18 protein-coding genes are annotated in these 25,470 nt (G+C 62.8%); 12 read left to right on the top strand and 6 right to left on the bottom strand.

The genetic code is table 11. From position 1 onward, the window contains the following. The first annotated feature begins 3 nt into the window (after window positions 1-3). From KCG34_RS10415 to KCG34_RS10450, 8 genes are all read left to right on the top strand, one after another. Window positions 4-978 (top strand): SMP-30/gluconolactonase/LRE family protein, encoded by a 975-nt coding sequence (locus tag KCG34_RS10415; protein ID WP_211940287.1) that lies wholly within the window; start codon window positions 4-6, stop codon window positions 976-978. Window positions 979-1,004: 26 nt separating this feature from the next. Next, complete coding sequence (locus KCG34_RS10420) at window positions 1,005-1,766, top strand: SDR family oxidoreductase (RefSeq protein ID WP_211940288.1); 762 nt, start codon at window positions 1,005-1,007, stop codon at window positions 1,764-1,766. A 4-nt stretch (window positions 1,767-1,770) separates the two neighbouring features. Beyond that, a complete protein-coding gene (locus KCG34_RS10425; protein WP_211940289.1) occupies window positions 1,771-2,709 on the top strand; it encodes a 2-hydroxyacid dehydrogenase in 939 nt (312 codons plus the stop codon). A 12-nt stretch (window positions 2,710-2,721) separates the two neighbouring features. Beyond that, window positions 2,722-3,465: an SDR family oxidoreductase gene (locus KCG34_RS10430; protein ID WP_211940290.1), complete on the top strand. Its 744-nt coding sequence runs from the start codon at window positions 2,722-2,724 to the stop codon at window positions 3,463-3,465. A 55-nt stretch (window positions 3,466-3,520) separates the two neighbouring features. Continuing rightward, a complete protein-coding gene (locus KCG34_RS10435; RefSeq protein ID WP_211940291.1) occupies window positions 3,521-5,731 on the top strand; it encodes a beta-glucosidase in 2,211 nt (736 codons plus the stop codon). A gap of 290 nt (window positions 5,732-6,021) precedes the next feature. Continuing rightward, the gene (locus KCG34_RS10440) at window positions 6,022-8,277 is read left to right on the top strand and encodes a TonB-dependent receptor (RefSeq protein ID WP_211940292.1); all 2,256 of its coding nucleotides are present in this window, start codon (window positions 6,022-6,024) and stop codon (window positions 8,275-8,277) included. 339 nt (window positions 8,278-8,616) lie between these two features. Further along, the gene (locus KCG34_RS26135; RefSeq protein ID WP_367576036.1) at window positions 8,617-8,826 is read left to right on the top strand and encodes a hypothetical protein; all 210 of its coding nucleotides are present in this window, start codon (window positions 8,617-8,619) and stop codon (window positions 8,824-8,826) included. 135 nt (window positions 8,827-8,961) lie between these two features. Beyond that, the gene (locus tag KCG34_RS10450) at window positions 8,962-9,867 is read left to right on the top strand and encodes an SGNH/GDSL hydrolase family protein (RefSeq protein ID WP_211940293.1); all 906 of its coding nucleotides are present in this window, start codon (window positions 8,962-8,964) and stop codon (window positions 9,865-9,867) included. Window positions 9,868-10,168: 301 nt separating this feature from the next. Here KCG34_RS10450 and KCG34_RS10455 read toward each other — a convergent pair whose 3' ends face one another. From KCG34_RS10455 to KCG34_RS10465, 3 genes are all read right to left on the bottom strand, one after another. After that, window positions 10,169-11,635 (bottom strand): MFS transporter, encoded by a 1,467-nt coding sequence (locus tag KCG34_RS10455; protein ID WP_211940294.1) that lies wholly within the window; start codon window positions 11,633-11,635, stop codon window positions 10,169-10,171. A 42-nt stretch (window positions 11,636-11,677) separates the two neighbouring features. Further along, window positions 11,678-12,862, bottom strand: a complete 1,185-nt coding sequence (locus tag KCG34_RS10460) for a hypothetical protein (RefSeq protein WP_211940295.1) — start codon at window positions 12,860-12,862, stop codon at window positions 11,678-11,680. 68 nt (window positions 12,863-12,930) lie between these two features. Then, window positions 12,931-14,208 carry an aminotransferase class III-fold pyridoxal phosphate-dependent enzyme gene (locus tag KCG34_RS10465; RefSeq protein ID WP_211940296.1) on the bottom strand — a complete coding sequence of 426 codons (1,278 nt, stop codon included), beginning with the start codon at window positions 14,206-14,208 and terminating at the stop codon, window positions 12,931-12,933. Window positions 14,209-14,466: 258 nt separating this feature from the next. On the opposite strand from KCG34_RS10465, the gene KCG34_RS10470 reads away from it, so the two are divergent. After that, a complete protein-coding gene (locus KCG34_RS10470; RefSeq protein ID WP_211940297.1) occupies window positions 14,467-15,699 on the top strand; it encodes a four-carbon acid sugar kinase family protein in 1,233 nt (410 codons plus the stop codon). A gap of 15 nt (window positions 15,700-15,714) precedes the next feature. Next, window positions 15,715-16,362: a class II aldolase/adducin family protein gene (locus KCG34_RS10475; RefSeq protein ID WP_211940298.1), complete on the top strand. Its 648-nt coding sequence runs from the start codon at window positions 15,715-15,717 to the stop codon at window positions 16,360-16,362. Between the two features lie 15 nt (window positions 16,363-16,377). On the opposite strand, the gene KCG34_RS10480 is transcribed toward KCG34_RS10475, so the two are convergent. Further along, window positions 16,378-17,127: a TetR/AcrR family transcriptional regulator gene (locus KCG34_RS10480; protein ID WP_211940299.1), complete on the bottom strand. Its 750-nt coding sequence runs from the start codon at window positions 17,125-17,127 to the stop codon at window positions 16,378-16,380. Between the two features lie 352 nt (window positions 17,128-17,479). Here KCG34_RS10480 and KCG34_RS10485 point away from each other — a divergent pair, with 352 nt between their 5' ends. Together KCG34_RS10485 and KCG34_RS10490 are read left to right on the top strand one after the other, a co-directional pair. Continuing rightward, window positions 17,480-18,781: a cytochrome P450 gene (locus KCG34_RS10485; protein ID WP_211940300.1), complete on the top strand. Its 1,302-nt coding sequence runs from the start codon at window positions 17,480-17,482 to the stop codon at window positions 18,779-18,781. Window positions 18,782-19,140: 359 nt separating this feature from the next. Continuing rightward, complete coding sequence (locus KCG34_RS10490) at window positions 19,141-21,501, top strand: TonB-dependent receptor (RefSeq protein WP_211940301.1); 2,361 nt, start codon at window positions 19,141-19,143, stop codon at window positions 21,499-21,501. A gap of 376 nt (window positions 21,502-21,877) precedes the next feature. Here the strand turns inward: KCG34_RS10490 and KCG34_RS10495 are convergent, their stop codons facing one another. Together KCG34_RS10495 and KCG34_RS10500 are read right to left on the bottom strand one after the other, a co-directional pair. Beyond that, window positions 21,878-23,164, bottom strand: coding sequence for an MFS transporter (locus KCG34_RS10495; protein WP_211940302.1), 1,287 nt, complete (start codon window positions 23,162-23,164; stop codon window positions 21,878-21,880). Continuing rightward, window positions 23,161-25,353, bottom strand: a complete 2,193-nt coding sequence (locus KCG34_RS10500; RefSeq protein WP_211940303.1) for a TonB-dependent receptor — start codon at window positions 25,351-25,353, stop codon at window positions 23,161-23,163. Before KCG34_RS10500 ends, KCG34_RS10495 begins: the two co-directional genes overlap by 4 nt. Window positions 25,354-25,470: the final 117 nt, after the last annotated feature.

The following is a 25,470-nucleotide window of genomic DNA, read 5'->3' on the forward strand; positions in this document are numbered from 1 at the left end:
GCGATGGTTCCTCGACGCGGTTCGGTTCTGGCGGCGATGGCAGCGGGCTTTGCGCTCGCTGCCGCCATCCTCATACCGCCCCCGGCAAAGGCTGGTGGATCTGCATCCGTCGAGCCGCTGACGCCGGCCGGTGCAAAGCTGTTCCCGGCGGATGCGGCACTGCAGCAGGTGTGGCGGGATCAGCTCGGTTTCTTCGAGGGGCCAGCCTGGGATCGGCGCGCGGGTCAATTCGTCTTCTCCGACATTCCGGGCAACAGACTGTATCGGTGGAACGGAAGAGGTGCTCCGCAAGCGTGGCTGAGCGGCATCCAGACTTCGCACGACGGTGCAATCCTCGATCCTGAGCGCAATCGCTATATGGTGGGCCCCAATGGATCGGTCGTGACCGATGATGGCGGACTGATCTTTTGCGTTTTCGGTGGTAATCGGATCGAGCGCGCGGACCTCATCACAGGAAAGCGAACGACGCTTGCAGCGTCGTCTCACCGCGGACCAAAATTTACTCGCCCGAACGACATCGTGCTCGCCCCCAACGGCGGGGTGCTCTTCACGGCCGACGAAGGCTTGTTCCGGCTGGTTGCTGGGCATGTTAAGCTCGTCGAGGGTGGCATCCACCCGAACGGCCTCGCCTTCTCCCCAGATCATAAGCGTTTCTATATGACCGAGCATCCCGATCGGATCATGCGCTATGACGTCGATCCCTCCGGACATCTAACCGGGCGAACCGAGTTCGTGCGAATGACCGGCGATATGTCTTTCGGTTTCGTCGACGGCCTCAAGACCGACAAGTCCGGCCGGGTATTCGCGGTCGGGCCGGGTGGTATCTGGATCTTCTCGGTCGACGGCGAGCACATCGCGACGATCCACGCGCCGTATAAGCGATTTTCCAATCTGGCGTTTGGGGGCGCCGATGGCAGGACCTTGCTGCTGACCGCCCCCGAAGGCGTCTACACGCTGCGCGAGGCTCCCGATCTCTAGCCCCTTGTTGTTGTGGAGGTAGCTCTTTGTCGCTTTTCGATCTCTCTGGCCGCACGGCTCTCATTACGGGCTCGAGCCAGGGCATCGGTTTCGCGCTTGCCCAAGGACTGGCGGCAGCCGGTGCGGCAATCATTCTCAACGGTCGATCAGAAGAAGCTCTTACCGCAGCGGCGAAGCAGCTTCAGGATCAAGGCGCTTCTGTCCGCACCATGATTGCGGATGTCACCGACGCCTTGGCGATTCGCGCAGCGGTGGATCGCCTCGAGGCGGACGGCATCGATATCGACATCCTCATCAACAACGCCGGTATCCAGCGGCGCAAGCCGCTGGAGGAGTTCGAGATCGAAACGTGGTCGGAGTTGATGCGCACCAATCTCGACAGCGTCTTCTATGTCAGCCAGGCGGTCGCCCGCCACATGATCGCCAGAGGTCGCGGCAAGATCATCAACATCGGCAGCGTTCAATGCGAGCTCGCCCGTCCCACGATCGCACCCTACACGGCCTCGAAGGGCGCAGTTAAGAATCTCACGAAAGGCATGTGCGCCGACTGGGCCAAGTATGGTCTTCAGATCAACGCAATCGGGCCTGGCTATTTCGCCACGCCGCTGAACCGCGCACTCGTCGAAGACCCTAAATTCGACAGCTGGCTGAAAAGTCGGACGCCAGCCGGCCGCTGGGGCAATGTCGAAGAGCTTCACGGCGCCGCCGTGTTCCTCGCGTCCGACGCATCCAACTTTGTCAACGGCCAGACCATTTACGTCGATGGCGGCATTTTGTCGGTGATTTGAGAACATGGAGAGCAAGCCCGTTCTGCTCCAGCTTTGCCCGTTCGCGGCGGACTTGGAGCAGCGCCTGACCCGCCGCTTCGAGGTTCACCGCTGGTTCGAGGAGACCGACCCCGCCGGTTGGTTGGCCCGTTATGGATCGACCGTTCGCGCCGTGGCGACCGGGGGGCATATGGGGATCAGCAACGATCTCATGGCTGCGCTTCCGGCGCTCGGCATTGTCGCAATCAACGGTGTCGGATTCGACAAGGTCGATCTGGATACGGCGCGTGCGCGTGGCGTCAGGGTGACGACGACACCTGATGTGCTGACGGACGACGTCGCCGATCTCGCGGTCGGTCTGATCATCGCCCAATTCCGGGCGATACCGGCGGGGGACGCGCATGTGCGCCAAGGCGCCTGGCCCGCCGGGGACCGGCCGCTCGGGCGGAAAGTGACCGGCGCTCGGTTCGGCATCTTCGGATTGGGCCGGATCGGGCTTGCGATCGCTCGCCGCCTCGCCCCGTTCGGAGCGATCGCGTATATGGATCAGGTCGAGAAGCCGGAACCCTACCGGTTCGTGCCGAGCTTGGTCGACCTCGCACGTGAGAGCGATGTGCTGATCCTGGCGAGCGCAGCCAATGCGAGCACCTTCAATATTGTCGATGCGGAGGTAATTGAAGCTCTCGGTCCCGATGGTGTCCTGGTGAACGTCGCTCGCGGGTCGCTGGTAGACGAAGAGGCGCTGATCGCAGCGCTCACGAACGGAACGATCGCAGGCGCGGCGCTCGACGTGTTTGCTCGAGAGCCGGACGTCCCCGAAAGGCTTCGTGGTTGTGACCGAGTCGTTATGACACCCCACATTGCGAGCGGCACGCGCGAGACACGCCGGAACATGGCGAACATCGTCGTGGGGAACGTCGAAGCCTTTCTCGACGGTGGGCAGCTCACCGGCGCATTGGTCTGATCTCCTACGGCCATGTCGGGAGTCGCAATCATTACTGGGGCGGGCAGCGGCATCGGCCGTTCGGTCGCACATTCACTTGCGGCGAGAGACTATCGGCTGGTGCTGGCCGGGCGACGTAGGCAGGCGCTCGATGAGACGGCTGGTTTTCTGCAGGGGGTGGAAACGCTCACCATACCAACCGATGTCACTGATGTTGCGTCGGTCGACGCGCTGCTCGAGGCCACGATCGCACGCTTTGCTCGCGTCGATCTATTGTTCAACAATGCCGGCGTCGGTGCGCCGGCGGCTCCGCCGGACCAAATCGATCCCGATCAATGGCGTCATGTCATCGACGTCAACCTGACCGGAGCCTTCCTTTGCACGCGAGCCGCCTTTCGCGTGATGAAGGAACAGAGTCCCCAAGGGGGCCGCATCATCAATAATGGATCGGTCTCCGCACACAGCCCCCGTCCCGGGTCGGCGGCCTATACCGCAAGCAAGCACGCAATCACGGGACTGACCAAAGCGACGTCCTTGGATGGACGATGCTTCAACATCGCCTGCGGGCAGATCGACATCGGTAACGCGGCGACGGATATGGCCGACCGGATGTCGCGAGGCGTTGAGCAGGCGGATGGCAGTATTCGCACGGAGCCGGTTACGGATGTAGCGCACATCGGTGAAGGCGTTGCTTACATGGCCTCTCTACCGCTGGATGCAAATGTTCAGTTCATGACGCTGATGGCCACGACAATGCCGTATATCGGGCGTGGATAAATTGATGCCAGAGGAGCCTCGTGCAGCGCCCGGGTCCCGCCTGAGCCGCAGGGAGATGCTGGTCTCGGCGAGCGGCGCCGTTCTCGCCGCCTGCTCAGCCGGCCCCGCGCTAGCCGCCGACAGCATAGGATCCGAGCGAGACATCGACCGTCGTGCGGCGGCGATCGTCGCCAAGATGACGCAGGATGAGCGTTTTCAGCTTCTGAGCGGCGGAGTGGGCTTCGCCAACCCGCTCGTGCACATTGCCAAGCCAGAGGGTTCGCTCGGAACATCTGGCTTCATTCGGGGGATACCGCGTCTCGGCATCCCGAGCCTGCACGAGACCGATGGCACGCTGGGCGTTGCGAACCGCGGCAACAAGCGACCCGGCGACGTCGCGACCCAATTGCCCTCAGGACTGGCGATCGGAGCGACCTTCGATCCGGAACTCGCTCGCGCGGCCGGCATGGTGCTCGGCGCCGAGGCCCGCGCCAAGGGCTTCAACGTCGTTCTTGGCGGCATGGCTCAGTTGATCCGCGAACCGCGTGGTGGTCGCAACTTCGAGAGCCCTGGCGAGGATCCGTTGCTCGTCGGCCGAATCAGCGGCGCCATGATCGCAGGCACGCAATCCCAACGGGTTGCCGCCACCACCAAGCATCTCGCCGTGAACGTGCAAGAGACCGGCCGCAGCGTTCAGAATGCGGTCATCGATCCCGATGCGCTACGCGAATCCGACATGCTCGCGTTCGGGATTGCAATCGAGGAAGGTCGGCCTGCTGCGATCATGGCGGCCTATAATCGCATCAACGGGCAATGGAGCACCGAGAGCAGCCTCCTCGCTGACGTCGTGAAAGGCGAGTGGGGCTATCGTGGGTGGATCATGTCGGACTGGGGGGCAACCCACAGTGCGGCGCCATCAGCGCTGGCCGGGCTCGATCAGGAGTCCGGGCACGAGTTCGACGAGCAGCAATGGTTCGGCAAGCCCCTGCGCGAGGCCGTTGCAGCGGGCGTGGCGCCGCAGGCCCGTATTGATGACATGAACCACCGCATCATCCGGAGCCTCATCGCGACCGGCGTCTACGATGATCCTCCGCGCCCCGGTGGATCGATCGACTGGGAGGCGCACGCAGCCATCACCGAGCGGATCGAGCAGGCGGGCATTGTCCTGCTGAAGAACGAGGGAGGTTGCCTCCCCCTCCCCCGCATTGGAACGGTGCTGCTCGTCGGCGGACATGCCGACAAAGGCGTCCTCTCGGGCGGTGGTTCAGCGCAGGTGGCCCCCAAAGGCGGGATCGCCTACCGTGAGAAGGTGGGTACAGGTCTCGTCGCCGACGCGAGCGAGATGATCTATACACCGTCGGTACCGCTTGAGGCCTTCACGGCTGAAATGCCGGGACTTCGCTTCGCTTTCGACGACGGAAGCGACATCGCCCGTGTCACCACGGCCGCGCAGGCGGCTGATTTCGCGATCGTCTTTGCGGTCAAGCCATCTGCCGAAGCCCTCGACAGTCCTGACCTTGATCTTCCCTTTGGCCAGAACGACCTCATCGCCGCGGTCGCGGCGGCGAACCGTCGCACGACGGTGGTGTTGGAGACAGGCAACGCGGTGCTCATGCCGTGGCTTGATCAGGTCCGCTCCGTCGTCGCCGCGTGGTTCCCGGGTCAGCGAGGGGCGCAAGCGCTGGCCGCGATCGTATCCGGCCGGGTTTCGCCGTCTGGGCGAACGCCGATCAGCTGGCCGGCCTCGCTCGGCGAATTGCCGCGGCCCGTGCTACCGGGTTGGAGTCCGGACGTCGGGGTCGATCTCGCGGTCGGAAAGCGGCCCCAACCGTTCGATATCCACTATACTGAAGGATCGGACGTCGGATACCGATGGTACGAAAGAAGTAATCGCAAACCACTTTTCCCGTTCGGGCATGGGCTTACTTATTCGAAGTTCCGTTACTCGGACCTGGCCGTTGAGACAGACCGCGGCCGACTTCAGGTCAGCGTGACAATAGAGAATCGTGGCCGACGGTCGGCAACGGAGGTTCCACAGGTCTACGCGGCCGCCCCAGGTCGCACGCATCGGCTGGTGGGCTGGGAGCGCGTCACGCTCGCCCCAGGCCAAAAGCGAAAGGCTCGGATCAAGGCTGACGGCCGCGTCCTCGCTTCGCGGTTCAAAGGTAAATGGCAGCTAATCCCAGGCGACTATGGAATATTTGTGGGGCCGTCCGCAGGTATGCCTCTGTTGGCGAGCGTGCTCAAAGCTCACGATGCTGCCAAGCTGGCCTTGCTTCAACGGTAGTCCCCAGAGCCGCATCGAGGAGCTCTTGCCCTGGGCTTACGCGCCCAAGGCCGCCGCCGACGCGGGCCCGACCTAAACCTCGCCAACACCAGCCGCTCCGTGTGCTTGCGGCGCCGCTTACGGCGAGGCCACGCGACCTGGCTAGCAAGCTGATTTCGCTCGTCTGAATTGGACAATGTGGTGCGCACTCATCCGCTCCAGGTTGACACCACCGGCATATTGGGTTTTATCGATGTGCACGTGCACATTTTTGGTCGCAGCGTCGCAAACGGCGCGCACGGGGAGGAATCATGGAATTGAATTCGCAAGCGCGGGGGCTGACGCGAGCCGCCCTCTGGGGTCAGACTAGCATTGTCGCTTTGGCGATGGCCACTTGCGCTGGCTATGCGACTGGCGCGAACGCGCAGGCCGCCCCAAAAAGCGAAGCAACTCAGCTTGGCGAAATCGTGGTGACGGCCCAGCGCCGCTCGGAGTCGATCCTAAAAACGCCCGTTTCTATTACTGCGGTTACGGGAGAGGCTTTGCGCGCATCCGGCGCGAATACGGCGAGCCAGCTTGGCGATTTGGTTCCCAATCTTCAGATCACCAAGAGCGTCAGCCTGCAGATCTCCATACGTGGGGTCTCGAACGAGAACTCACTGCAATCGGGCGATCCGTCGGCCGCGTTCAACGTGGATGGCGTGTACATCGCACGGCCCCAGGCGCAGGGGGCCAAGTTCTTCGATCTTGAGCGCATCGAAGTCCTCCGCGGGCCTCAGGGAACGCTCTATGGACGGAACGCAACCGGCGGCGCGATCAATCTGATTCCCAATAAGCCTGTCGATCACCTCGAAGCTTCTGCGTCGGCGGAGATTGGTAATTTCAACACGTTTCGGACAACGGCCGTCATCAATGCCCCGGTCAACGACTTCCTGGACCTACGCGCCGCGTTCGCGTCGAACAAACACGACAGCTATCTTGTCGCAGGTCCCGCCACCATCACGGGCCACAACAGCAGGCTAGGTAGCGACGAAGACGACGTGGAGGCCCGCCTTCAAGCGCTAATCAAGTTCTCTCCGGGCGTTACGCTCCGCATCAGCGTGGACGGCGCGAACGACACGGCGTTGCCACCCATGCAGGTGCCTGTGACCAACTTTTTCCAGGGTGTGAACCCCATATTCGGGCCCGGCACCTGGTTCGATTCAAGTTCAAAGGCTCAGCGGACCGTCAATTGGGATCCGAGTTTCACAGGGCGCAACAGCGCGCGCGATCGCGGAACCCTTGCCGAGTTCAATGCAGATCTCGGATTTGCTGCGCTTACCTATCTTGGAGCATATCGAAGCTTCAAGTATTACAAAGACGAGCCCGTCTATTTCCTCAGCTTGGGTGAGGCAAATCGGGGCCAGCTGTTCAACAATAACGAGAGCTCGCACGAGCTACGGCTCGCGTCGAAGCCCGGTCGCCGCTTGACGTGGGTCGCAGGCCTCTATCGTTTCCAAGAACACTCAACGGGCGTCACGGAATTCTTACCGCCGTTGCCATTGCCGCTAACGTCGCCGCCGTACAACTACCGGCTATTCTACGCAAACGCGAAAGCGGATTCTACGGCTGTATTCGGTCAGGCAACGTTTTCTCTCACTGATTCCCTGCGCGTGACCGGCGGCCTGCGTTACACTAAGGATGGAAAATCGTCAAATTCTCCGACGACGAGCCAAGTGGGGCCGATTTACAATCCCACAACCGACATCTCTGTGGCAAATATCGCGTCGAAATCATACAGCAAAGTAAACTGGAAGGCGGGTCTGGAGTACGACGTGGCGCCCGGCGTGATGCTGTATGGGGACGTGTCTACGGGGTACAAAGCGGGCGGGTACAACTCCGGATGTCTCGCGACGACACCAGGTTGTAATAATGTGCAAACAGAAAGCGCTCTGTTCTACGCACCTGAGGAGCTCACCGCCTACGAGGCCGGCGCGAAGGGCCGGTTCTTCGATAATAAGGTGCGGGCGTCGCTGACGGGGTTTTACTACGACTACAGGAATATGCAACTCCAAGGCATTTCTCCAGCGACTGCGCAAGTGACGACCACCAACGCTGCCACCGCCACCATCTATGGCGCAGAACTCGAAGGCGTCTGGGCGCCTACGCGAGTAGACAAAATCGACTTCGCGCTCACTCTGCTTCACGCCAAATATGACAGTTACCAGATCAACGCTTTGACCAATTGGGCCGGCTTCGATCTCGACCGATCCCCATCTTACTCGATTATGGTCGGATACAATCACACATTCGACCTGCCAAACGGCGCCGACGTTGTTGCGGGCATCGACACCCGGGCCAATGCCTCCTCGATCATAAGCAACTTCAATGCTGCTGTGCAGTACAAAATGCCATCATACACCCGGACGAACGTTGTTCTAACCTACAATTCTCCCGAGCACCAGTGGTACGTGCAGGGATACGCCAACAACCTGGAGGACAATGTTCGGCCGGGCGGCATCGTTCTTGGCGCAGCATTTCTGTCCGACCCGCGCACCTACGGGATACGCGTTGGAGCCAAGTTCTAATCATGATGCAGTCGTCCCGGAGTCCTGAGCATGGCCTTCCTAGCGGCGTTGGCCGTGACTGGGGTGTCTGGTCAGGCGCCGGGATCGACGCCAGCGGTGGGGCCGGTCGCAGAGGGTCTTCGCTGTCGTGTTCGAACATGCCCATAAAGCTGGTGGCTGCCGCAACGGTTCCGATCGGGCTCCGACTAGAGCGATGTCCATTCAAGCTGGATCACCGTCGGGCGAGGCGAGTACGCGTTTCCAGAGATCCATCATGCAGAATTGGATTCTGGTCGTCGATGACGACTTCTTAGTCAGGCTCACCACTCCGAAATCCTTGAGGACGCTGGCTTCGCAGTAATTGAGGCATGCGACGTTGCAAGCGCGCCGGATGTACTGAAAGACAAATCCGGCATTTGCCTTATCTTCACTGACATGAACATGCTGGCCAAACTAGATGGGGCCGATCTTGTGAGATTTTTGCAAAGGCACTACCAGAACACTCGGGTAATCTTGATGTCTGGGAACATCAAAAAGTCCTGTTCAGCCGAAATGCCTTTTCTTAAATAGCCGTTTGGTTCTCACACCTCGTAGAGCTCGCTCGGACAGAATTGGGAGCTCTTATATGAGAGAGGGGCCGCGAACGTTCCTGACCGGCTGAGCGGTTCGATGAGCTCGGATTGCACAAGATAAGGAGGAAAGCAGATGAGAGCGCTGGTGGCGTCGATCCTCGCGAGCGTGACCATCGGAGTTGGGGCCGCCGCAGGTCAGACAGTCGCCCCATTGGGCATGGTCGAAAATCCATGTGTCGCGCCTGTGCCGATCCCCCCCAGATTGGGGGAAATGATGAGCCGAATGCTGGAGCCAGCTCAGCCCTTGGATCCGGCGTTCCCGGCGGCGCTCGCGGCTAGCCCCGAGATGGTGGAATATCAAAAGCAGGACGCTGAGCGGGCTAAGCGCGATTGGCCCAACCTGTGTCGCTACGCAGAGGATGATGCAATGGTACGAGCATCCGCTCGCCCGATCGACGTCGTCTTCCTAGGTGATTCCATAACTGAGATTTGGTCGAGTGCAGACCCTCGCTTTTTTTCCAACGGAATTGTGAACCGCGGCATCGGCGGGCAGACGAGCTCGCAGATGTTGCTGCGGTTTCACGCCGATGTCGTTTCTCTCAAGCCGAAGATCGTTCACATCCTTGCAGGCACCAACGACATCGCTGGGAACACTGGGCCGACGAGCGTTCAGAACTACGAGAACAATATCACGGCAATGGTTGAAATGGCGCGAGCGAATGGAATACGCGTGGTCATCGGCAGCATTCCGCCAGCCGCGGCGTTTGCTTGGCGGCCCTCCGTTCAGCCGCGACCCCGCATCGCAGAATTGAACGCCTGGCTTGCACGATTTGCCAGACAAAATCGGATCACCTTCATTGATTATCATGCCGTTCTGACTGAACCTGACGGTTCCATGCTATCCAAACTGACGAATGACGGTGTTCATCCCAACAGGGATGGATATGCGCGGATGAAGCCAATTCTGCTCCAGGCGCTCACGACGCTGCATCGTAGCCAGCACACGGAGCGACCTCGGCACCACGCGCGTCGGCCTTGATTACCTTCAATCTTATCTTGCCGTTCGGCAGTTACCCCATAGGGCCTCGGGGCGAGGTGATAGGTGCGAGCGACTATAGCGGGGGCGACGACGAGGCTTGAGCAGTCGCAGGCTTCAGAACGCTCCAGGCTCCATTGCCAAAATAGCTATGCTGCCGAGACTTGCAGGTGCGGGATGGGCGTCGCGCAAGCTATTGAACTAAGACAGCTTTTCTAGCATCACGTTTTGGCGCCGGTGTTACTGAAAGACCATCTGTGCGCCCATGGCTTTCTCGCCTGGGTATCGGTTGCGGAACCGGTGGTCAGACCGTGGTCGGTTCGCGAATGGGCGCTGCTTCGAGGCCGGCGGGGTCGGCGCCTACGTGTTCGGTCGGTGTACGGACCGGGGCCAGCATCAGCGACCCAATCAGCAGCAGGCCCGCCAGGGGCACGTAGCCCATCTGCTGCGAATGGAAGCCGAGCGTCGCGGCGCCCACCAGCATCGGGGCCAGCCAGGCGGTGGCGCGTCCTGAAAGCGCGAACAGGCCGAAGAAGGCAGTAGTTCGGCCGGGCGGGGCCAGCTCAGCCATGAAGGTGCGGCTGGACGCCAGCGCGGAGACGGAAAAGACGCCGACCCCGAAATCGCAGGCGATGAACAGCCACTCGGGCCAGGTGTTGAAGAGGGGCAGCGGCCAGGGGCGGCCGTTGAGGGCCGGGTCATAGGCCATGAAGAAGATGTGATCCTTGCCGACGCCGATCTCACCGATGATGCAGAGAAGGCACCCGGAGAGGGTGAAGAGCAGCGAGCGCTTGCAACCCAGCCAAGGGTCCAGCCAGCCGGCCACCAGGCCGCCGACGGCGGCGAAGACGCTGCCAGCGATGCCCTCGACCAGGAGCTGGGTCGGGCCCCAACCCAGGACGCCCGCGGCGAAGACGCCGGTGAAGGCGAAGACGCCGCCCATGGCGTCCATGAAGATCATCCGGGCGATGAGGAATTTCCTCGCCTCGCGCGCTTCCTTGAGCAGGGTCAGCATGCCGCGCAGGTCGGCCAGGCCCTGGCGGATGGCCTGCCGCGTGGTCAGCGAACTGGCCGGAGCGTCCCGAGTGAAGAGCATCAGGGGGATGAGGCTTAGCACCATCATCACCGCGCAGAGCGGTCCGGTGAAGCGTTCCGGCTCGTGACGGGCGGCGTTGAGACCAAGCAGAGGCTTGTCGGGGACGAAGGGCAGGTGGACGGCGCCTGGCAGGACGAAGGCCCACAGCACGATGATCATCAGGACGACCGCCGCGCCGTTGCCCAAGGTCAGCGATAGGCCCGAGGCGCGGGCCCATTCGTCGCGCCGCGCCGCATGCACCAGCAGCGAGTTGTGGACCACTTCCGCCAGGGTGAAGGTGACCCCGACGATGGCGAGGATGGTGGCGGTCGCGGTGATATCCAGGCCGCCGGGCCTGGCCAGCCACAGGAGGGCCCCCAGGGGTACGGACAGCAGCGAGGCCCACACCAACAGGTGCTTGCGGCGGCCGACGTGATCGATGGTCGTACCAAGAAGGGGCGCCATGAGGGCGGCGGCGAGGCCCGCTCCCTGTCCGAGGTTCGCGATGATCGCCTGGCCTTTGACCGGATCGCTGACCAGCACCGACGCCAGGTAGGGCACGAAGATGTAGATAGCGATCAGGATGGTATAGGAACTGCGCCCGGATTCCACGAAGGCCCAGCTGACGGCGCTTTTGGACAGTGGTGGGTGGCGTCGATCGGCCGGTGCGCCAAGATCAGCCGGGGCGCGTTGCATCAAATTTCCCTCGGATGCCGGTTGAGCATGGCGCGGACGCGGCTAGCCCGCGCGCCGGGAGACGGCGGAGACCACTACCGCCACGGCCGCCAGAGTGAACAGGACGGCGGTGGCAATGAGGGCGGGACCGATGTTTCTCTCGGTGGCGAAGGCCCCGGCGACGAAGGGGCCAAGGCTGCTGCCCAACAAGGCGGCCGCGGGGCTGTACATCGGCGCATGACGCGCCGGATCGGCGGCGAGCAGCAGGGGAAGCGCCAGAACCAGCGCTACGACCCAGATCAAGCCTAGCGCCATGGTGGCGGCCAGGAACACGCCCTGGGAAGGCAGCCATGCAAAGGCCGTGATAACCACAAGGAAGGCGATGGCCGTGGTCATCAGGCCCGCCACTGGTTTGATCCGGTGGCCGATGCCAACCATCAGGGCGGCCCCGATCACCTGCACGGCGAGGGAGGCGGCGATGCCCAAGGAGATAAGGCCTTCAGCGATGTGATGGGTGCGAGCAATGGGTTCGACATAGACCCACAGGCCAACGATGCCCGCCATCATAAGGACGATGGCGGCCAGGCCCGACATGCTGGAGAGCTGGAGGCTTGTGGCGTTCCGAACCTCCGGCGGCAACTCCGGCAACTGGCGCGGAACCAGCAGCAGCAGCGGGAGGGCAAGGGCGGCCGCTCCGCCGATGATCCAAAGGCCACTATTGGCCCCAAGCGAGGGGCCGACGGTGATCGGAATGAGTGCTGCCACAGAGCCCTGGCTGACCGCTTGAGAGCCTAGGAAGATGGCGTTGATCCGGCTGGCGTCCTGGCGCCGCGTGATCAGGCCGGTGGCCAGCCAGACCAACACCCCGCCGGCCACACCGCACAGCGCTCGGCTTAGGACGAAGGCCAGGCCACTGGCGAACAGGCCGGCGCCGTTGCCCAGCGCCAGCAGGAGGGCGCCCCCCAGCCCCCAAAGCCGCAGCCTCTGATGGGGAATCCGGGCCGCCATCCATGCCGACACGGCCCCCAGGGCCAAAGTTTCGACCATAGCGGCCTGCCCCATCGCCGGGAGCGAGAGCCGTCCGGCCCTCTGCAGGGCGCCCAGGACGACGGGCTGGATTCCCAGTAACAGAAGGCCGATGCAACCCAGGGCGACGGTGGCTACGACGGCGGCGGTGGAAATCGGCGCAGTCGATTGCGGCGCCGCGAGACCATCTGGCGTCATCATTTCCTGCACGATGCCAGACAAGGTCAAATCGGCCGCAAAATCTCTTTCGGGCGCCATGTCCGCCTCTTTCCGTTGGCTGCCGCGTCGCCTCAGCGGTTGGCGGCTGCGGCGAGCAGCCGTTCGTTGGGGCCGAGCGTCAGCCGTGCAGCGTTCAGAGCAGCGAAGGCCTTGTCCGCCGCCTTGAGCGTGATCTCGATGTGCTCGTCGGTCATGGCGGTGTTGAGGAACATGTTGTGCCAGGGATGCAGGTAGACGCCTTCTTTCAGCATCTCCGCGCACCAGAAGAAGCCGGCGCGGAAATCGGGATCGTCCGTGAAGGTCATAAGCGGCATCGTCACCGGGCCGGACTGTTCGAAGCCGACGCCGTGGCGAGCAGCCACCTCATCCAGTCCAGTGCGCAGGCGATTGCCGGTTTCGGTGATGGTCTTGAGATAGCCGCCTTCCTTGATCCGCTCCATCACCACCAGACCGGCGGCCATGGGCGCTGACGCAAACCAGAAGGAGCCGGTCACGAAGACGGATTCGATGCCGTACCGCGCCCGCGCGCCACCCAGGACTACCGAGATGCAGTGGCCGTTAGCGATCGCTTTGCCCCAGGCCGACAGGTCCGGCGGCGCGCCGAGGTCGTCCCAGATGCCGTCCGCAACAACGCGGAAGCCGCTGCGTACCTCGTCGGTGATCAGCATGGCGCCTGACGCATCGCAAATCGCCCGGGCGGCGCGAGCGTAATCGGCGGTCGGAAGCTGCTGCTTCAGGAAGGCATGCTGGTTGACGGGGGTGCCGATGATGGCCGCCAGGTCATTTCCGGCTTCGGTCGCCGCCGCCCGCAGGCTCTCGACGTCGTTGTAGTCGAACCAGATCTGGTGGCCGCGCTCGGCCTCCGTCGTGCCGGCCGGAACGGGCGTGCACCATGGCGAAGTGCCGTGATAGGAGCCGTGGGCACGCAGGATCACTCTGCGGCCAGTGGCGGCGCGGGCGGCCATGACCGCGGCGGTGGTGGCGTCCGTGCCGTTCTTGCAGAACAACGCCCATTCGGCGTGCGACACTTGGTCGACCATGGCCTCGGCGAGGCGCACAAGATGGGGCGAGGGGCCGGTCATCACATCGCCGACCCGCAGTTGGGCGATGTAGGCGTCGTCGATCTCGCGGTCACCATAGCCGAAGAGGTTGGGCCCGAAGGCGCACATGTAGTCGATGTAGCCGACGCCATCGACGTCCCAGATCATCGCACCCTCGGCGCGGGAGAAGAACTGCGGGTAAGCTTCGGGAAGCATCTGAGTCGACAGATGTCCATACATGCCATTTGGCAGCACAGCCTTTGCGCGCGCGCGCCAGGCCCAATCCTGTGAATGTAGAGCGTCCGACATGCTTCCTCGCCTCAAGGTGAGGGGTGACGCTAACAGCGCATCTCGCCCAGTTCAACCCGATATTCGGCAACTGTCTATTTTCAGGCGCACACGCGGCCCGCGTGGCGCAAAATTTGTCGATGAGATTAGATGCTTGTCGATTTATGCGTTTTGGCCTACCGAGCTTACGAAGGTTGACGCCGAGTGCGGGCCTGGCAATGAGGGAGGGCATCGAAGGTGCTTGAGCTGGCGGTCCTGGCGGACGACCTCACTGGCGGCATGATCGTCGCCGCCAAGCTGGAGGCGGCCGGCGTCGTCTGCCCGCTGGTCACTAACGTCGCCCAGCTCGATGCACTTCCTGGTGACCTTCAAGCGGTTGTCCTGGCGCGGAAGATGCGCCTCATTCCAGCCGAGGCTGCGCAGAAGGAGGCGCGGGCGGCCGCAGCGGCCTTCGCGCGCCGCGGCGCACGGACGATCTTTTACAAGTACAGCGCGCTCTTCGATTCAACGGACCGGGGCAATATCGGGCCGGTGGCCGAGGCGCTTACGGCGGTGACCGGAGCGGCGCGGACGCTGTTCTGTCCGGCGTATGTGGACCTAGGTGTCACCCTCTACCAGGGGCATATGTTCGCCGGCCCGATGCTGATTTCGGAAACGCCCAAGCGCTTTGACCCGATGACCCCGGCGACAACCTCCAACGTGGTGGCCAAGCTGCGCGGACAGACAACCTGGCCAGTCGGTCTCGTCGACCATCGGATGCTGGCGCAAGGCGCAGCCGCGGTCTCGGCGCGGCTCGAGGTCCAGTCGGACATTCCCTTCTGGGTGATGGACGCCATTGACGAGGCGGACGTAGCCACCATCGCGGCCCTTTCGCGCGACTGGAAGTTTGTCACTGGCGCCGACTCCCTGCCGCCGGCCATTCTACGGGACCGCCGAGGTGAGGCCGCGCCACAACCGGGCAGCGGCCGTCGGCTGCTGCCCCCCGCGTCGGGACACGAGGCGGTGATTGCGGGCAGCTGCGGCCAGGCGACCCAACTGCAGCTTGACGCCTTCGCCAAGACGCATCCCGTCTGGCAGGTCGACCTGGCCCGGGACGGTGACACGCCAGGGATGGCGGATGCTATCGTCGGCTGGGCCGCCGAGCGGCTCGCCGCCGGACCGGTAGCCATCGCCACCACCACGGACAAGGACGGCGTCGCGGCGGCCCAGGCCGCCTTCGGCCACGAGGGCGCTTCGGAGCGGGCCGATCGGCTGCTCGGCCAAGTGGCCGCCCGCTTGCGCGAGCTGGGCGTCGGCAAGTTCGTGATCGCCGGCGGCGAGACGTCCGGCGCCATCCTCAACGCCCTGGATGTAGGCCGGCTCGAAGTCGGCGGATACGACGAGCTGCTGGGGGGCTATTGTCACGCGCCCGGTGCGCGACCGACATCGTTCGTCCTGAAGCCCGGCGGCATGGGCGACACGCTCTTCTTCTTCACGGCGCTGGATCGCCTGCGCGAAGCCGAGCACGGATAGGCGGGAGAGGCCAGGATGACGACGGGATCGGAAGCGGCGGCGCGCACCGAACTGGTGCAGGCCTACAAGGAGGTCGTGGGCCTTGGCCTGACCGAGCTTTCCTCGGGCAATATTAGCGTGCGATTCGGCGAGGGGATGCTGATCTCGCCGACCGGCGCCAGCGGCGACACCATCACCGAAGACAGCCTTGTATATGTCGGCCCCGATGGCGGCTGGGAAGCGGGTCGGCGGCCCTCAAGCGAATGGCAGCTGCACGCGCGCGTCTATCGTGAGAACGCCGACACCAACGCCATTGTCCATACCCACTCGGACTACTGCGTGGCCGTGGCCTGCCACTGCAAGCCGCTGCCGGGCTTTCACTACATGGTCGGGGTGTTCGGCGGCGATGACGTGCCCTGTGTGCCCTACAACACCTTCGGCAGCGAAGAGCTGGCGCGCGACGTGGCCCTGGCCTTGCGCGCCCGCACCGCCTGCCTGATGGGCAACCACGGCGCCACCGCCCGCGGCAAACACCTGGATGCGGCGGTCAAGGGCGCCCACAGGCTGGAAATCTCCTGCCGCCACTACATCCATTCCCTGGCCATCGGCGAGCCGCGGCTGCTGACGCCGGAGGAATGGGCGGACTTCCATCGCCGCATCGGCAATTCAGGATACGCGAAGTAACGCGAAGGCTCAGCGTCAGGCCGGCTGGCGAGCACGGGCTCGTCGGCGTCGTACGGGCATTTGTTCAGGCTGGGCCGGGTGGCTTCCGGGGTCCGATTGCGACTGCGGCGCGCGCAAGGCGATCGTGTCCGGCAGGTACGTCGACATGTAGGCGAGCGTGGCTCGGATGCCCTCTCTTGCGTATTCGGGCGTGATGTAACCGTGCTTGGCGAAGGAAACGGCCCAAATCCCGTCGTGGATCGCATAGCCGACAGCGGACTTGAAGGCCGGATCGCGGACGTAGGGCATGACGAAGTAGCGATCCATCAACCGGTAAGTGCCAGCCGCCGAGGAGTCCATGTCCTGGAAATCAAGTTTGCGGATGTCGGATTGTAGCGCCGTGCCCATGAACAGCTTTCGGGCTGCCAAGCTGGCATTGAAATACTCGACCACCCGCCAATAGCGGGCCGTGACAAAATCCTGCCATCGTTCGATCGCTTCGAGGTCGAGTGGCGCATTCAGCGCCTCATGCATCTTGTGCAGGTATCGCTCGGCGAGGGCGAGGAAGACCGACTCCTTGGTCGGGAAGAAGTGGTAGGCGGAGGTCGGCGGCACCTTGGCGGCGTTGGCGACATCGTAGAGGCCGATGTCGCTGATCTCCCGGTCCTGAAGCAGGGCGTCCGCCGCATCGAGCAGGGCGTTGACGCGGATGAGGCTGCGCTTCTGCGCGGGCTTTCGCGCCGATCCAACGGTGGGCGCGGCGGTTTCTTCGGCGGCCCTGGCCATCTGCCCCTGCATCTTCCCTTGTCGGCCTCGATGACGTTGTATCGCGGAGACCTGCGCGACGCACAAGACTCGGGCTCCCACGGCTCCAAGTCAATGATTGACGAATTATGCCACTCCACACAGCGCCCGCTCCGTGCGTCATCCCGACGGACGTGGCGCTGGATCTGCGGATGAATTTTTGTACTCGACAAATATCCTATTTATGGCTCACAAGCCTGAAGGTCACCCCTTAACGCAGTTATCCGGTTCGCCCCAGGCTCGGCCAAAGTCGTGCCGCCTACGAAAATCCGGCCCCTTGGCCGGGGGATCGGCGATCCGGCGTCTTAAGGCGGAGGAGCCAGGGAGCCGTTTGATGTCCACGTCCACTGCGCCACCCGAAGCTAGGGTGATCACAGTCCAGTCGCTGTCGACGCTCGAGGACTACGGTTACGTTGGAGGGCGCGAAAGCTTACAGGGCTTCTACGCCCGCGCCTATGCCCCCGGCGCGCCCCGCTTCCTGCGCAGCGATGACGGTTCCCTTGCGGTGTTTCGCCACGCAGATGTCCGGGCGATGGGGTCGATGCCGCAGCTGGCGGCGCTGGCGCCGGCGGTGCTGTTTCCGGGCGCCTTTGACGGGCCTGACGCCGCGGCTCCGGCTGGCTTCGCCATCGCCGACCTCATCAAGAACCAACTGTTCACTACCAACGCGCCGCTTAATCCGGCGCTGCGCCGCGTCCTGCTGAAACAGATCGGCCCCAAGCCGGCGGCATCTCATGCCGAGCGGACTCGTGCGATCGCCGTCTCAATCCTAAGAGGTCTGCCGTCCGACACGCCTGTCGACCTTGTCCGCGACATCGCCGAGCCGCTGACCGGCCGTTACTGGGGCTCCCTGATGGACATGTCCGATGTTGAGGCGGTGGGAGCTGCGATTCAGGCCCGCCGCATGTCACCAATGCTCAGCCTCAAGCGGTCTCCGGAGTCTCAGTTCGCCGCCAACGAAGCGGCCAAGGCATATAGGGTAATCGTTGAGGAGGCGGGTAGGCGGGCCCAGGAGAAGGGCGGCTGTCCGTTCGTCAACTGCATGGCCGAGGATCTGGCCGTGATCGACATTCAGGACGACCCGCGCTACGGCGGCCTTGTGCCCAAGACTATCGGCGCCTTCCTGGCTGGCAATCTTTTCGATGGCTTCCACACCGCCGCGCTCGCCGCCGCCAACTCTCTCCATGTTCTGCTGCAACATCCGGAAGCGCTCGACGAAGTGCGGCGCGATCCCACCAGGGCGGCGGCCGCGGTAGGTGAGGCGCTCCGGATCGAATCGCCGGTCATCCACCTCAACCGCATAATCTCCGAGGATCTGCACTACGAGGACACCATCGTCCCGAAGGGTACGCGGGTCCTTTTGATGTGGGGCGCAGCCAACCACGACCCCGAGGCCTTCAAGGATCCCCACATATTCGACCTGAAGCGCTCGCAACAGGGCGCCACGACGTTCGGCGGCGGCGCACATCTCTGCCCCGGCCGCTTCTCCGCACTAGTGATCGCACGCTCGCTCCTGGAGGCGGTGCTGGAAACCGGCATCGAGGTGCGTCCCGTACCGGGCGCTGAGCGGTGGTTGGACAATCTCGCCATGTCTCAACTTGAGACCTTCCCAGTGGTGTTGAAGCCGGCGGCCTAGAGCCGGCCTCTCGGGACACTCTCCAGGGCGGTGACGTTTTCAGGGCGCGGGGAATCCATCTCGGCGCGCGTTTCGCCGACCACAAGTCGAATTTTGACGGTTTGTTGGAAGCGGACCTCGGCCAAGCCGCAGCCCTTATAGCTGTTTTTGCTGGGAAAATTGGAAATCAGTCACGGCGCCTCGAATTGCAGCTCCATATTGTAAATTCGATACATCTCGTATCATATCGCCTCTCAGCGCGCAGATTCTGTTGTCTTTATCGGGATTCTGCGCACTGATGAGCGGGTGAATTCGGCGAACGTCGAAATCCGCGTCGCAAAGGGCGGCTTCGGACGCCAGATCTGGGGGAGACCTGCGAGATGATAATCACTGAAGGATTTGCCGGCCGTCGGGCCGCGCTGTTTGCGGCGGCGGGCGCCGCGGCGTTGCTGGGAGGCGTCGGGTTAGCTCACGCGGCCGACCAGCAGCCGGCGCAAGGCGCCCCAACCCAGGTGCAGGAGGTGGTGGTCACCGCCCAGCGCCGTAGCCAGAACCTTCAGGAAGTGCCGGTCTCCGTGCAGGCTCTGTCTAGTAACGACCTGAGGGCGGCGGGGGTGAAGGGCACGCAGGACCTCGGCCAGATCACCCCGAACGTGACGATCATCAGCCCGATCGGCGAGGGCAACCAGCCGCTCATCACCATCCGCGGTATTGGCCTTAACGACTTCGACACCAACAATGCCGGACCGAACGGCGTGTATGTCGACGACGTCTATATCAGCGCGCCGTCAGCCCAGTCCTTCGCCCTGTTTGACCTGGGGCAAGTGCAGGTGCTGAAAGGGCCGCAGGGCACCCTCTACGGCCGCAATACGAGCGGCGGTGCGGTTGTCTTCACTTCCAACCGCCCCACCGGCCACTACACCGGCGATCTCTATCTGGAGTACGGCAAATACAACACGTTGCAGATCGAAGGCGCCGTCGGCGGACCGATCACCGACAACCTCTCCGCCCGCGCGGCGCTGGTCGTGAACCACTCCGACGGCTACGTGAAGAACGCCTATACCGGTGGAAGCCCGATCGACAACGTCGACAACCAGGCAGCCCGGCTGCAGCTACAGTATCAGCCGAACGACAATCTGAAGGTCTATTTCGAGACCACCAATGGCTGGGTCCGCAATCGTCCGGAGCCCTATGGCCACATCGGCGTCTACGTGCCGGGCACGCAGGGCGATGCTTCGCCCACCTTCTGCACGCCGGCGCAGGCGATGGCCGGCGGCTGCGTCGACCTCTTCGGCTTCGGCACCTCGTCACAGCGGTCGGGATCGTTCAACCGGCTGCAGGACCTGACGAACTTCGCCTCGATTAATCAGTTCCGTGTCGACTACAATCTGGGTCCCGCGACGCTGACCTCGATCACCTCTTATCAGTACGACAAGAAGTTCCACCCAGAAGAAACGGACGCCAGTCCGAACAACCTGCTTAACGCCACCTACGGGGTGAAATCCGACACCTATACGCAGGAAGTCCGCCTCGCGCACAATTCCGACGCCTTCAACTGGGTCTTCGGCGGTTTCTACTTGCACGAGGACCTGCGCCAGGATCAGCCCCTCGACCTGTTTGGGGACGGTGACCTGTTCGGCGCGTTCGGCGTCCCGGCGGGCCCGGGCAATTTCGACGGCATCGCACAGCGCTCCTACGACCGCAGCAAACAGGTCATCGACAGCGCCGCGCTGTTTGGCCAGGGTGACTATACCTGGGACAAGCTCACCCTGACCATGGGCGCGCGTTACACCTGGGAAAAGAAGACCTTCGACTACAACGGTTCCACCCAGTACCAGGACGGCGGACGGGGCCACTACGGCCCCTTGCAGAGCTTCATCAGTTCGCGCCAGTCGCAGACCAATTCGAACGTGACCTGGCGGTTTGCCCTGAAGTATCACTTCACGCCCCAGGTCCAGGGCTACGCCAGCGCCTCCACCGGATTCAAGAGCGGGGGCTTCAACGGCAGCTTCCTCAGCAACGACCCGCAGCAGGCGCTCTTCCAGCTGACGCCGATCAAGCCTGAAACGGTGACCGCCTATGAAGTTGGTCTGAAGACGACACTTTTCGACCGCCGCCTGAAGCTCAACTCCGCGATCTTCTACAACGACTACAAAAACGAGCAGATCTTCGCGGCCGTCCCGCAGACGCTGACCACCGGCACGGGCCAGACCATCGTCAGCACCACCCAGTTGCTGACCAATGCAAAGAAGGCGCACACCTCTGGCGTCGAGATCCAGGTGGTGGCCGTGCCGATTCATGGCCTGACCATCGACCTGGAGCCCGCGTGGCTGGAGGCGCGCCTTGACGAGGCCGGCCTGCCGCTCTTCTCGGGGGCCACCTCGCTGAACGGCAAAACGTTGGCCAATGCGCCGAAGTTCACCTTCTCCGGCACCATCGCCTACAAGATCGATCTGGCGAGCGGCGACGACGTTGCGATCCGATGGAACTCGAACTACCGCAGCCACACTTGGTTCGACACCACCAACGACCCGTACATCCAGCAGGATCCGTACTGGGTGCACAACTTCAGCATTGATTACGAGGCCCACCAGGGCTGGAAGGCGGGCCTGTTCATTCGCAACGTCGCCGATGAGAAATACAGCCTGACCTCGACCGATCTTTCCAACCCGTTCGGCGTGCTGGAGCCGGTCTATGGGCAACCCCGCATGTATGGCGTCGCCCTCAGTTACCATTTCTGATTCAGACACAGAGTCCGACCGGCTCTGGAAGGGGTTTTGGAGCCGGCGGGCAGTGCGACAGATAGCGGTGTTTTTGTCCTACCCCTCCCGCCTTGCGCCGGCCGAGCCTGAATGGCTCGGGCCGGCGCCCTCTTTTATGCGGTGGTGCAGTCGGGCCGTTAGAACATGAGATCGGCATTGGCTGATCTCTAATAATGAATCGCGCTCATCGCTTCAAAAGTTGGAGCGGGTTGCGCGCGGAAAGCCGGTATCCACTTTTCCTCAATCCAGTGTTCCCAGGCGCAAAAGCGCTCATCCGTGATTTTCAAAACGGGCTCTGAGGCATCGCACTCTTCGCCAAGGCAATGCGCAAGCAGAACCCGGTCTGGTCTTTGATCTATCCGCGTGAGTTATTTTGGCCGAGACTTATTTTAGCGGCGACTGGCGCCGTTTCATTGAGTAGCAAGGCTGTGACGCCACCAATGATAGCCAGAAAAATGGCGATCACTAGTGGCGCTTTGAGGCTGAAATAGTCTGCCGCCGCGCCGGCCAGCGACGGGCCGACAAAACCGCCAATGCACTGGCCCAGGCCCATGACGAGCGCTGTCGATCGCGCGGCTCTGCTGACGCCAACGCTTTCCTGCGGCACGGTCCCCATAAAGAGGGGAAACATCCCGAGCGCCAAGCATCCGAAAAAGATCAGCCCGATCATCACCGGAGCATCCGGACGCGCCAAGGCGGCCAATGGCGCTATTGCGCCCAAAACACCGAACAGCACAATTGTGGGTCTACGCCCGAAACGATCGGAAAGCATCGGGACCAAGACCGCCGAGACAGCCCCCGCCGCCCCAATCGTCGCCATGGCGAAGCTCATCATTCGAGGTGATAGATGAAGAAAATTTACTAGGTATAGAGGCAAAAAGCTCAACAGCAACACGAACCAGCCAATCATTGCGCCGGCAACAATACAGCAAATCCAAACATTTCTAACCGACAGAATTTTCAATATATCGTTTCGGCCATCCGGTTGGGTTGGCGACGCGGCCGCAGGCTCTTTCAAGATGACGAGCAGCGAGGCTGCGATGACCAATCCGGGCAACCCGGCCAGAAAGAACGCGGCGCGCCAGTTCAGTGTCGTCGCCAGCCCAACCACCAGGATGGGACCAAGCAGGGAGCCAAACAGTTGGGCGCCGAAATTCTGCACGACACCCATGTTGAATCCGCGGCGCGACGGCGTTGAATTCGCCGCCATGATTGACTGCGAGAGCGGGATGACTGGACCTTCCGCCAAACCCACGGTAAGGCGCGCCAACAGGAGCGTGGCGAAATTCCTGGCCAACCCGCTCAGGAACGAGCACACGGCGAACAGGGCGTAGGCCAGGATCAGGTAGGGCTTGCGCCGCCCGGTCCGATCGGAAAGTCCGCCGATCAAATAGGCGGCGATCGACCAGGTGACCAGCACCGCGGACGAGAGCATGCCGATCTCTGCGTTGTTCAGGCGCAGATCCTTGGCCACGAACGGCGACAGGTAGAACAGGGCCTGGGCGTCGAGCGCAGCCACGCCCCCGCCCAGGCTGAGCACCAGCAGCAGCCGGTTTTCATAGGTGTTGAATCTGCGCCCGCCCTGGTCGCGGGCGGGCCGCGCCGGGCCTGTCTCGGCGCGGCCCAGATCGACGTGGTTCATTGGAAGGAACGTTGAAGGGTGAGGAACACCGTGCGGGGCCGCGCCGGCTGGCCGACCACCATCCCAGCGGTGTTGTACTGGCTGAATTTGTTCAGATAATAGGCCTGGTTCGTCAGGTTCTTGACCTCAAGGTTCGCCTTCCACTTATGGTCGGCGGTTTCAAACAACAGGTGCGCGTCCAGGACGCCGTAGGCCTTCTGTAGCGTCAAGGGCGAATTGGCCGCATCGCTGTAGGTCTTGGACTGCCAGGTCCAGTCCAGACGCGGCGTGATGACACCGATCGGCGTGGTGAACGACTGCTGGGCGCCGATGTTGAATTTGGTTTCCGGCACGAATGGCGCCAGGTCGCCCTTCGCCGGACCGCCCGCGAGCCCGGCCGCGGCGCCGAGATCAATGATGTCGTAGTTCAGATAGTCATAAGAGGCGTTGATCAGCATGCCTTTGATCGGCGCCGCCTGAACCTCCAACTCGGCGCCGTTGATGTGCACCTTGCCAGCGTTGGACACCGTAGAGCCGGCGGCGCCGTTGCTGAACACCGGGATGCTGAGCTGAAGGTTGGTGTAGTCACTGAAGTAGCCGTCCACATTGACGCGCAGGCGCCGCTCGAACCATTCGCTCTTCACGCCCGCTTCGTAGGAGACCAGGTCCTCCGCGGCGAAGGGGTGGACGTCACTGATGCCGGATGGCCGCGGGTTGATGCCGCCGCCCTTGAAGCCGGTGGCGTATTGCACATAGGCCATCAGGTCCGGCGTGAACTTGTATTGCAGCGAGAAACGATAGTCGTTGCGGTCGGTCGATGCCTTCGATTGCGGATTGTGCTCGAAACCCGGGATGGTCGCGCCGGCGGGCACGGCGCCGAAGATCGAGGTCAGATAGCGGTTGAAGGTGTAGAGCTTTTCTTCGGAGGTATGGCGAATGCCAGCCTCGACGTTCAGCTTGTCGGTCAGGTGATAGACGCCATGCAGGAAGATCGACTTATCGCTATCGTGAACCGGGTCCTTGCCATAGAAGGCGAATGAAAATTCGGGCAGATAGATGAAATCGTTCAGCTCCGTATGGGCGTCGTAATAGTATAGACCCGTCACCCAATCGAGCCGGTTGTGGAACGCCTTCCCCAGGACCTGCAGTTCTTCGCTGAATTGATTGTGCTCCGGCTTGAAATAATTGTCGTCCGCCTGGATCGGCGCGTTGCTCCAAATTTCGGTGAATTCCCCATTGTACTTTCGGTAAGCTAGCGTGTTCTTGACCTGAACGCCCCAGGGCGTCCGCCAATTCAGGGCATGGGATACGCCCCAGGAAAAAACGTTGTTGACCGCCGGGAACGAAACGCCGGTCTTCTGGTCCGTATAGGAGGTATAGGTGCTGAGGTTGTTGGTGATGAAGCGGCTGTCATAGGCGATGCCGTAGCCGGAATTGGCGGCGGTCAGGCCGGTCGCCGCCGTGTTGACGGCCAGCAACTTTTCCGCCGACGGTTCGCCGCGATCGTCGTCCATGTCCGCCGAGAACGTCATCTCCAGGGAAGGGCTGACGATCCAGCGCAGGTCCGCGCGCGCCACCTTGGCGTCATCGCCGCCCTCCGACCCGACCTTGCAGTCGCCCACCTTGGTCGCCTTGATCGTTCCCGCCGTAGCAGGATGGGCGCAGGCGTAGTCGATGCGGTCGACATAGCCGTCGATCGAATTGACGCCGCCGGCAATCCGCAGGAACAAGGTGTCCGGGATCAGCGTAGCGTCATAGGCGCCCTTGGCCATGCGCCGATTGTAGCTGCCGTAGCCGGCTTGGATGTAACCGCTCTCCGACCCGCGCGGCTGGGGCGTGAAGATGCGCACGGCGCCGCCCTCGTTGCTCTTGCCGAACAGCGTGCCCTGCGGCCCCCGCAGCACTTCCACACGGTCTACGTCGCTCAGATCGGCCAGCGAGCCGAAAATCGTGCCCTGATAGACGTCATTGATATAGAAGCCGACGCCCGGCTCGAAAGCCGGCAGGAAATCGCCCTGGCCTACGCCCCGCACGAAGGCGATTACGGACTTCCCATATCCGCCAAAGCTTTGATTGAGCGAGACGCTGGGGACACTACGGGAAAGATCGGCGAGGCTGCTGACACCCTGGTTGCTGAGCTGCTGGCCAGTCAGGGCGGAAATCGCCACCGGCGCGTCCTGCAGCCGCTCGCCCGAGTGGCGCGCCGTCACCACGACCTCCTGCAGGGCGGTTGTGGATTGAGGCTGCCCGGAGTCCGCCCCGGCGGCCGCGGCCGCAGACGTGACGAGACAGGCGAGCCCTCCGGTCAATATGCTGAACGACAGGCG

It is taken from the genome of Phenylobacterium montanum, from assembly GCF_018135625.1.
Classification (GTDB): Bacteria; Pseudomonadota; Alphaproteobacteria; order Caulobacterales; family Caulobacteraceae; genus Poindextera; species Poindextera montana.

Excerpts from the sequence above, each read along its gene's own strand:
- KCG34_RS10415 (WP_211940287.1), top strand. The coding sequence starts at position 4 with ATGGTTCCTCGACGCGGTTCGGTTCTGGCGGCGATGGCAGCGGGCTTT.
- KCG34_RS10480 (WP_211940299.1), bottom strand. The coding sequence starts at position 17,127 with ATGGCCAGGGCCGCCGAAGAAACCGCCGCGCCCACCGTTGGATCGGCG.
- KCG34_RS10425 (WP_211940289.1), top strand. The coding sequence starts at position 1,771 with ATGGAGAGCAAGCCCGTTCTGCTCCAGCTTTGCCCGTTCGCGGCGGAC.
- KCG34_RS10435 (WP_211940291.1), top strand. The coding sequence starts at position 3,521 with ATGCTGGTCTCGGCGAGCGGCGCCGTTCTCGCCGCCTGCTCAGCCGGC.
- KCG34_RS10475 (WP_211940298.1), top strand. The coding sequence starts at position 15,715 with ATGACGACGGGATCGGAAGCGGCGGCGCGCACCGAACTGGTGCAGGCC.
- KCG34_RS10455 (WP_211940294.1), bottom strand. The coding sequence starts at position 11,635 with ATGCAACGCGCCCCGGCTGATCTTGGCGCACCGGCCGATCGACGCCAC.
- KCG34_RS10465 (WP_211940296.1), bottom strand. The coding sequence starts at position 14,208 with ATGTCGGACGCTCTACATTCACAGGATTGGGCCTGGCGCGCGCGCGCA.
- KCG34_RS10440 (WP_211940292.1), top strand. The coding sequence starts at position 6,022 with ATGGAATTGAATTCGCAAGCGCGGGGGCTGACGCGAGCCGCCCTCTGG.
- KCG34_RS10495 (WP_211940302.1), bottom strand. The coding sequence starts at position 23,164 with ATGAACCACGTCGATCTGGGCCGCGCCGAGACAGGCCCGGCGCGGCCC.
- KCG34_RS10470 (WP_211940297.1), top strand. The coding sequence starts at position 14,467 with ATGATCGTCGCCGCCAAGCTGGAGGCGGCCGGCGTCGTCTGCCCGCTG.
- KCG34_RS10490 (WP_211940301.1), top strand. The coding sequence starts at position 19,141 with ATGATAATCACTGAAGGATTTGCCGGCCGTCGGGCCGCGCTGTTTGCG.
- KCG34_RS10485 (WP_211940300.1), top strand. The coding sequence starts at position 17,480 with ATGTCCACGTCCACTGCGCCACCCGAAGCTAGGGTGATCACAGTCCAG.
- KCG34_RS10430 (WP_211940290.1), top strand. The coding sequence starts at position 2,722 with ATGTCGGGAGTCGCAATCATTACTGGGGCGGGCAGCGGCATCGGCCGT.
- KCG34_RS10450 (WP_211940293.1), top strand. The coding sequence starts at position 8,962 with ATGAGAGCGCTGGTGGCGTCGATCCTCGCGAGCGTGACCATCGGAGTT.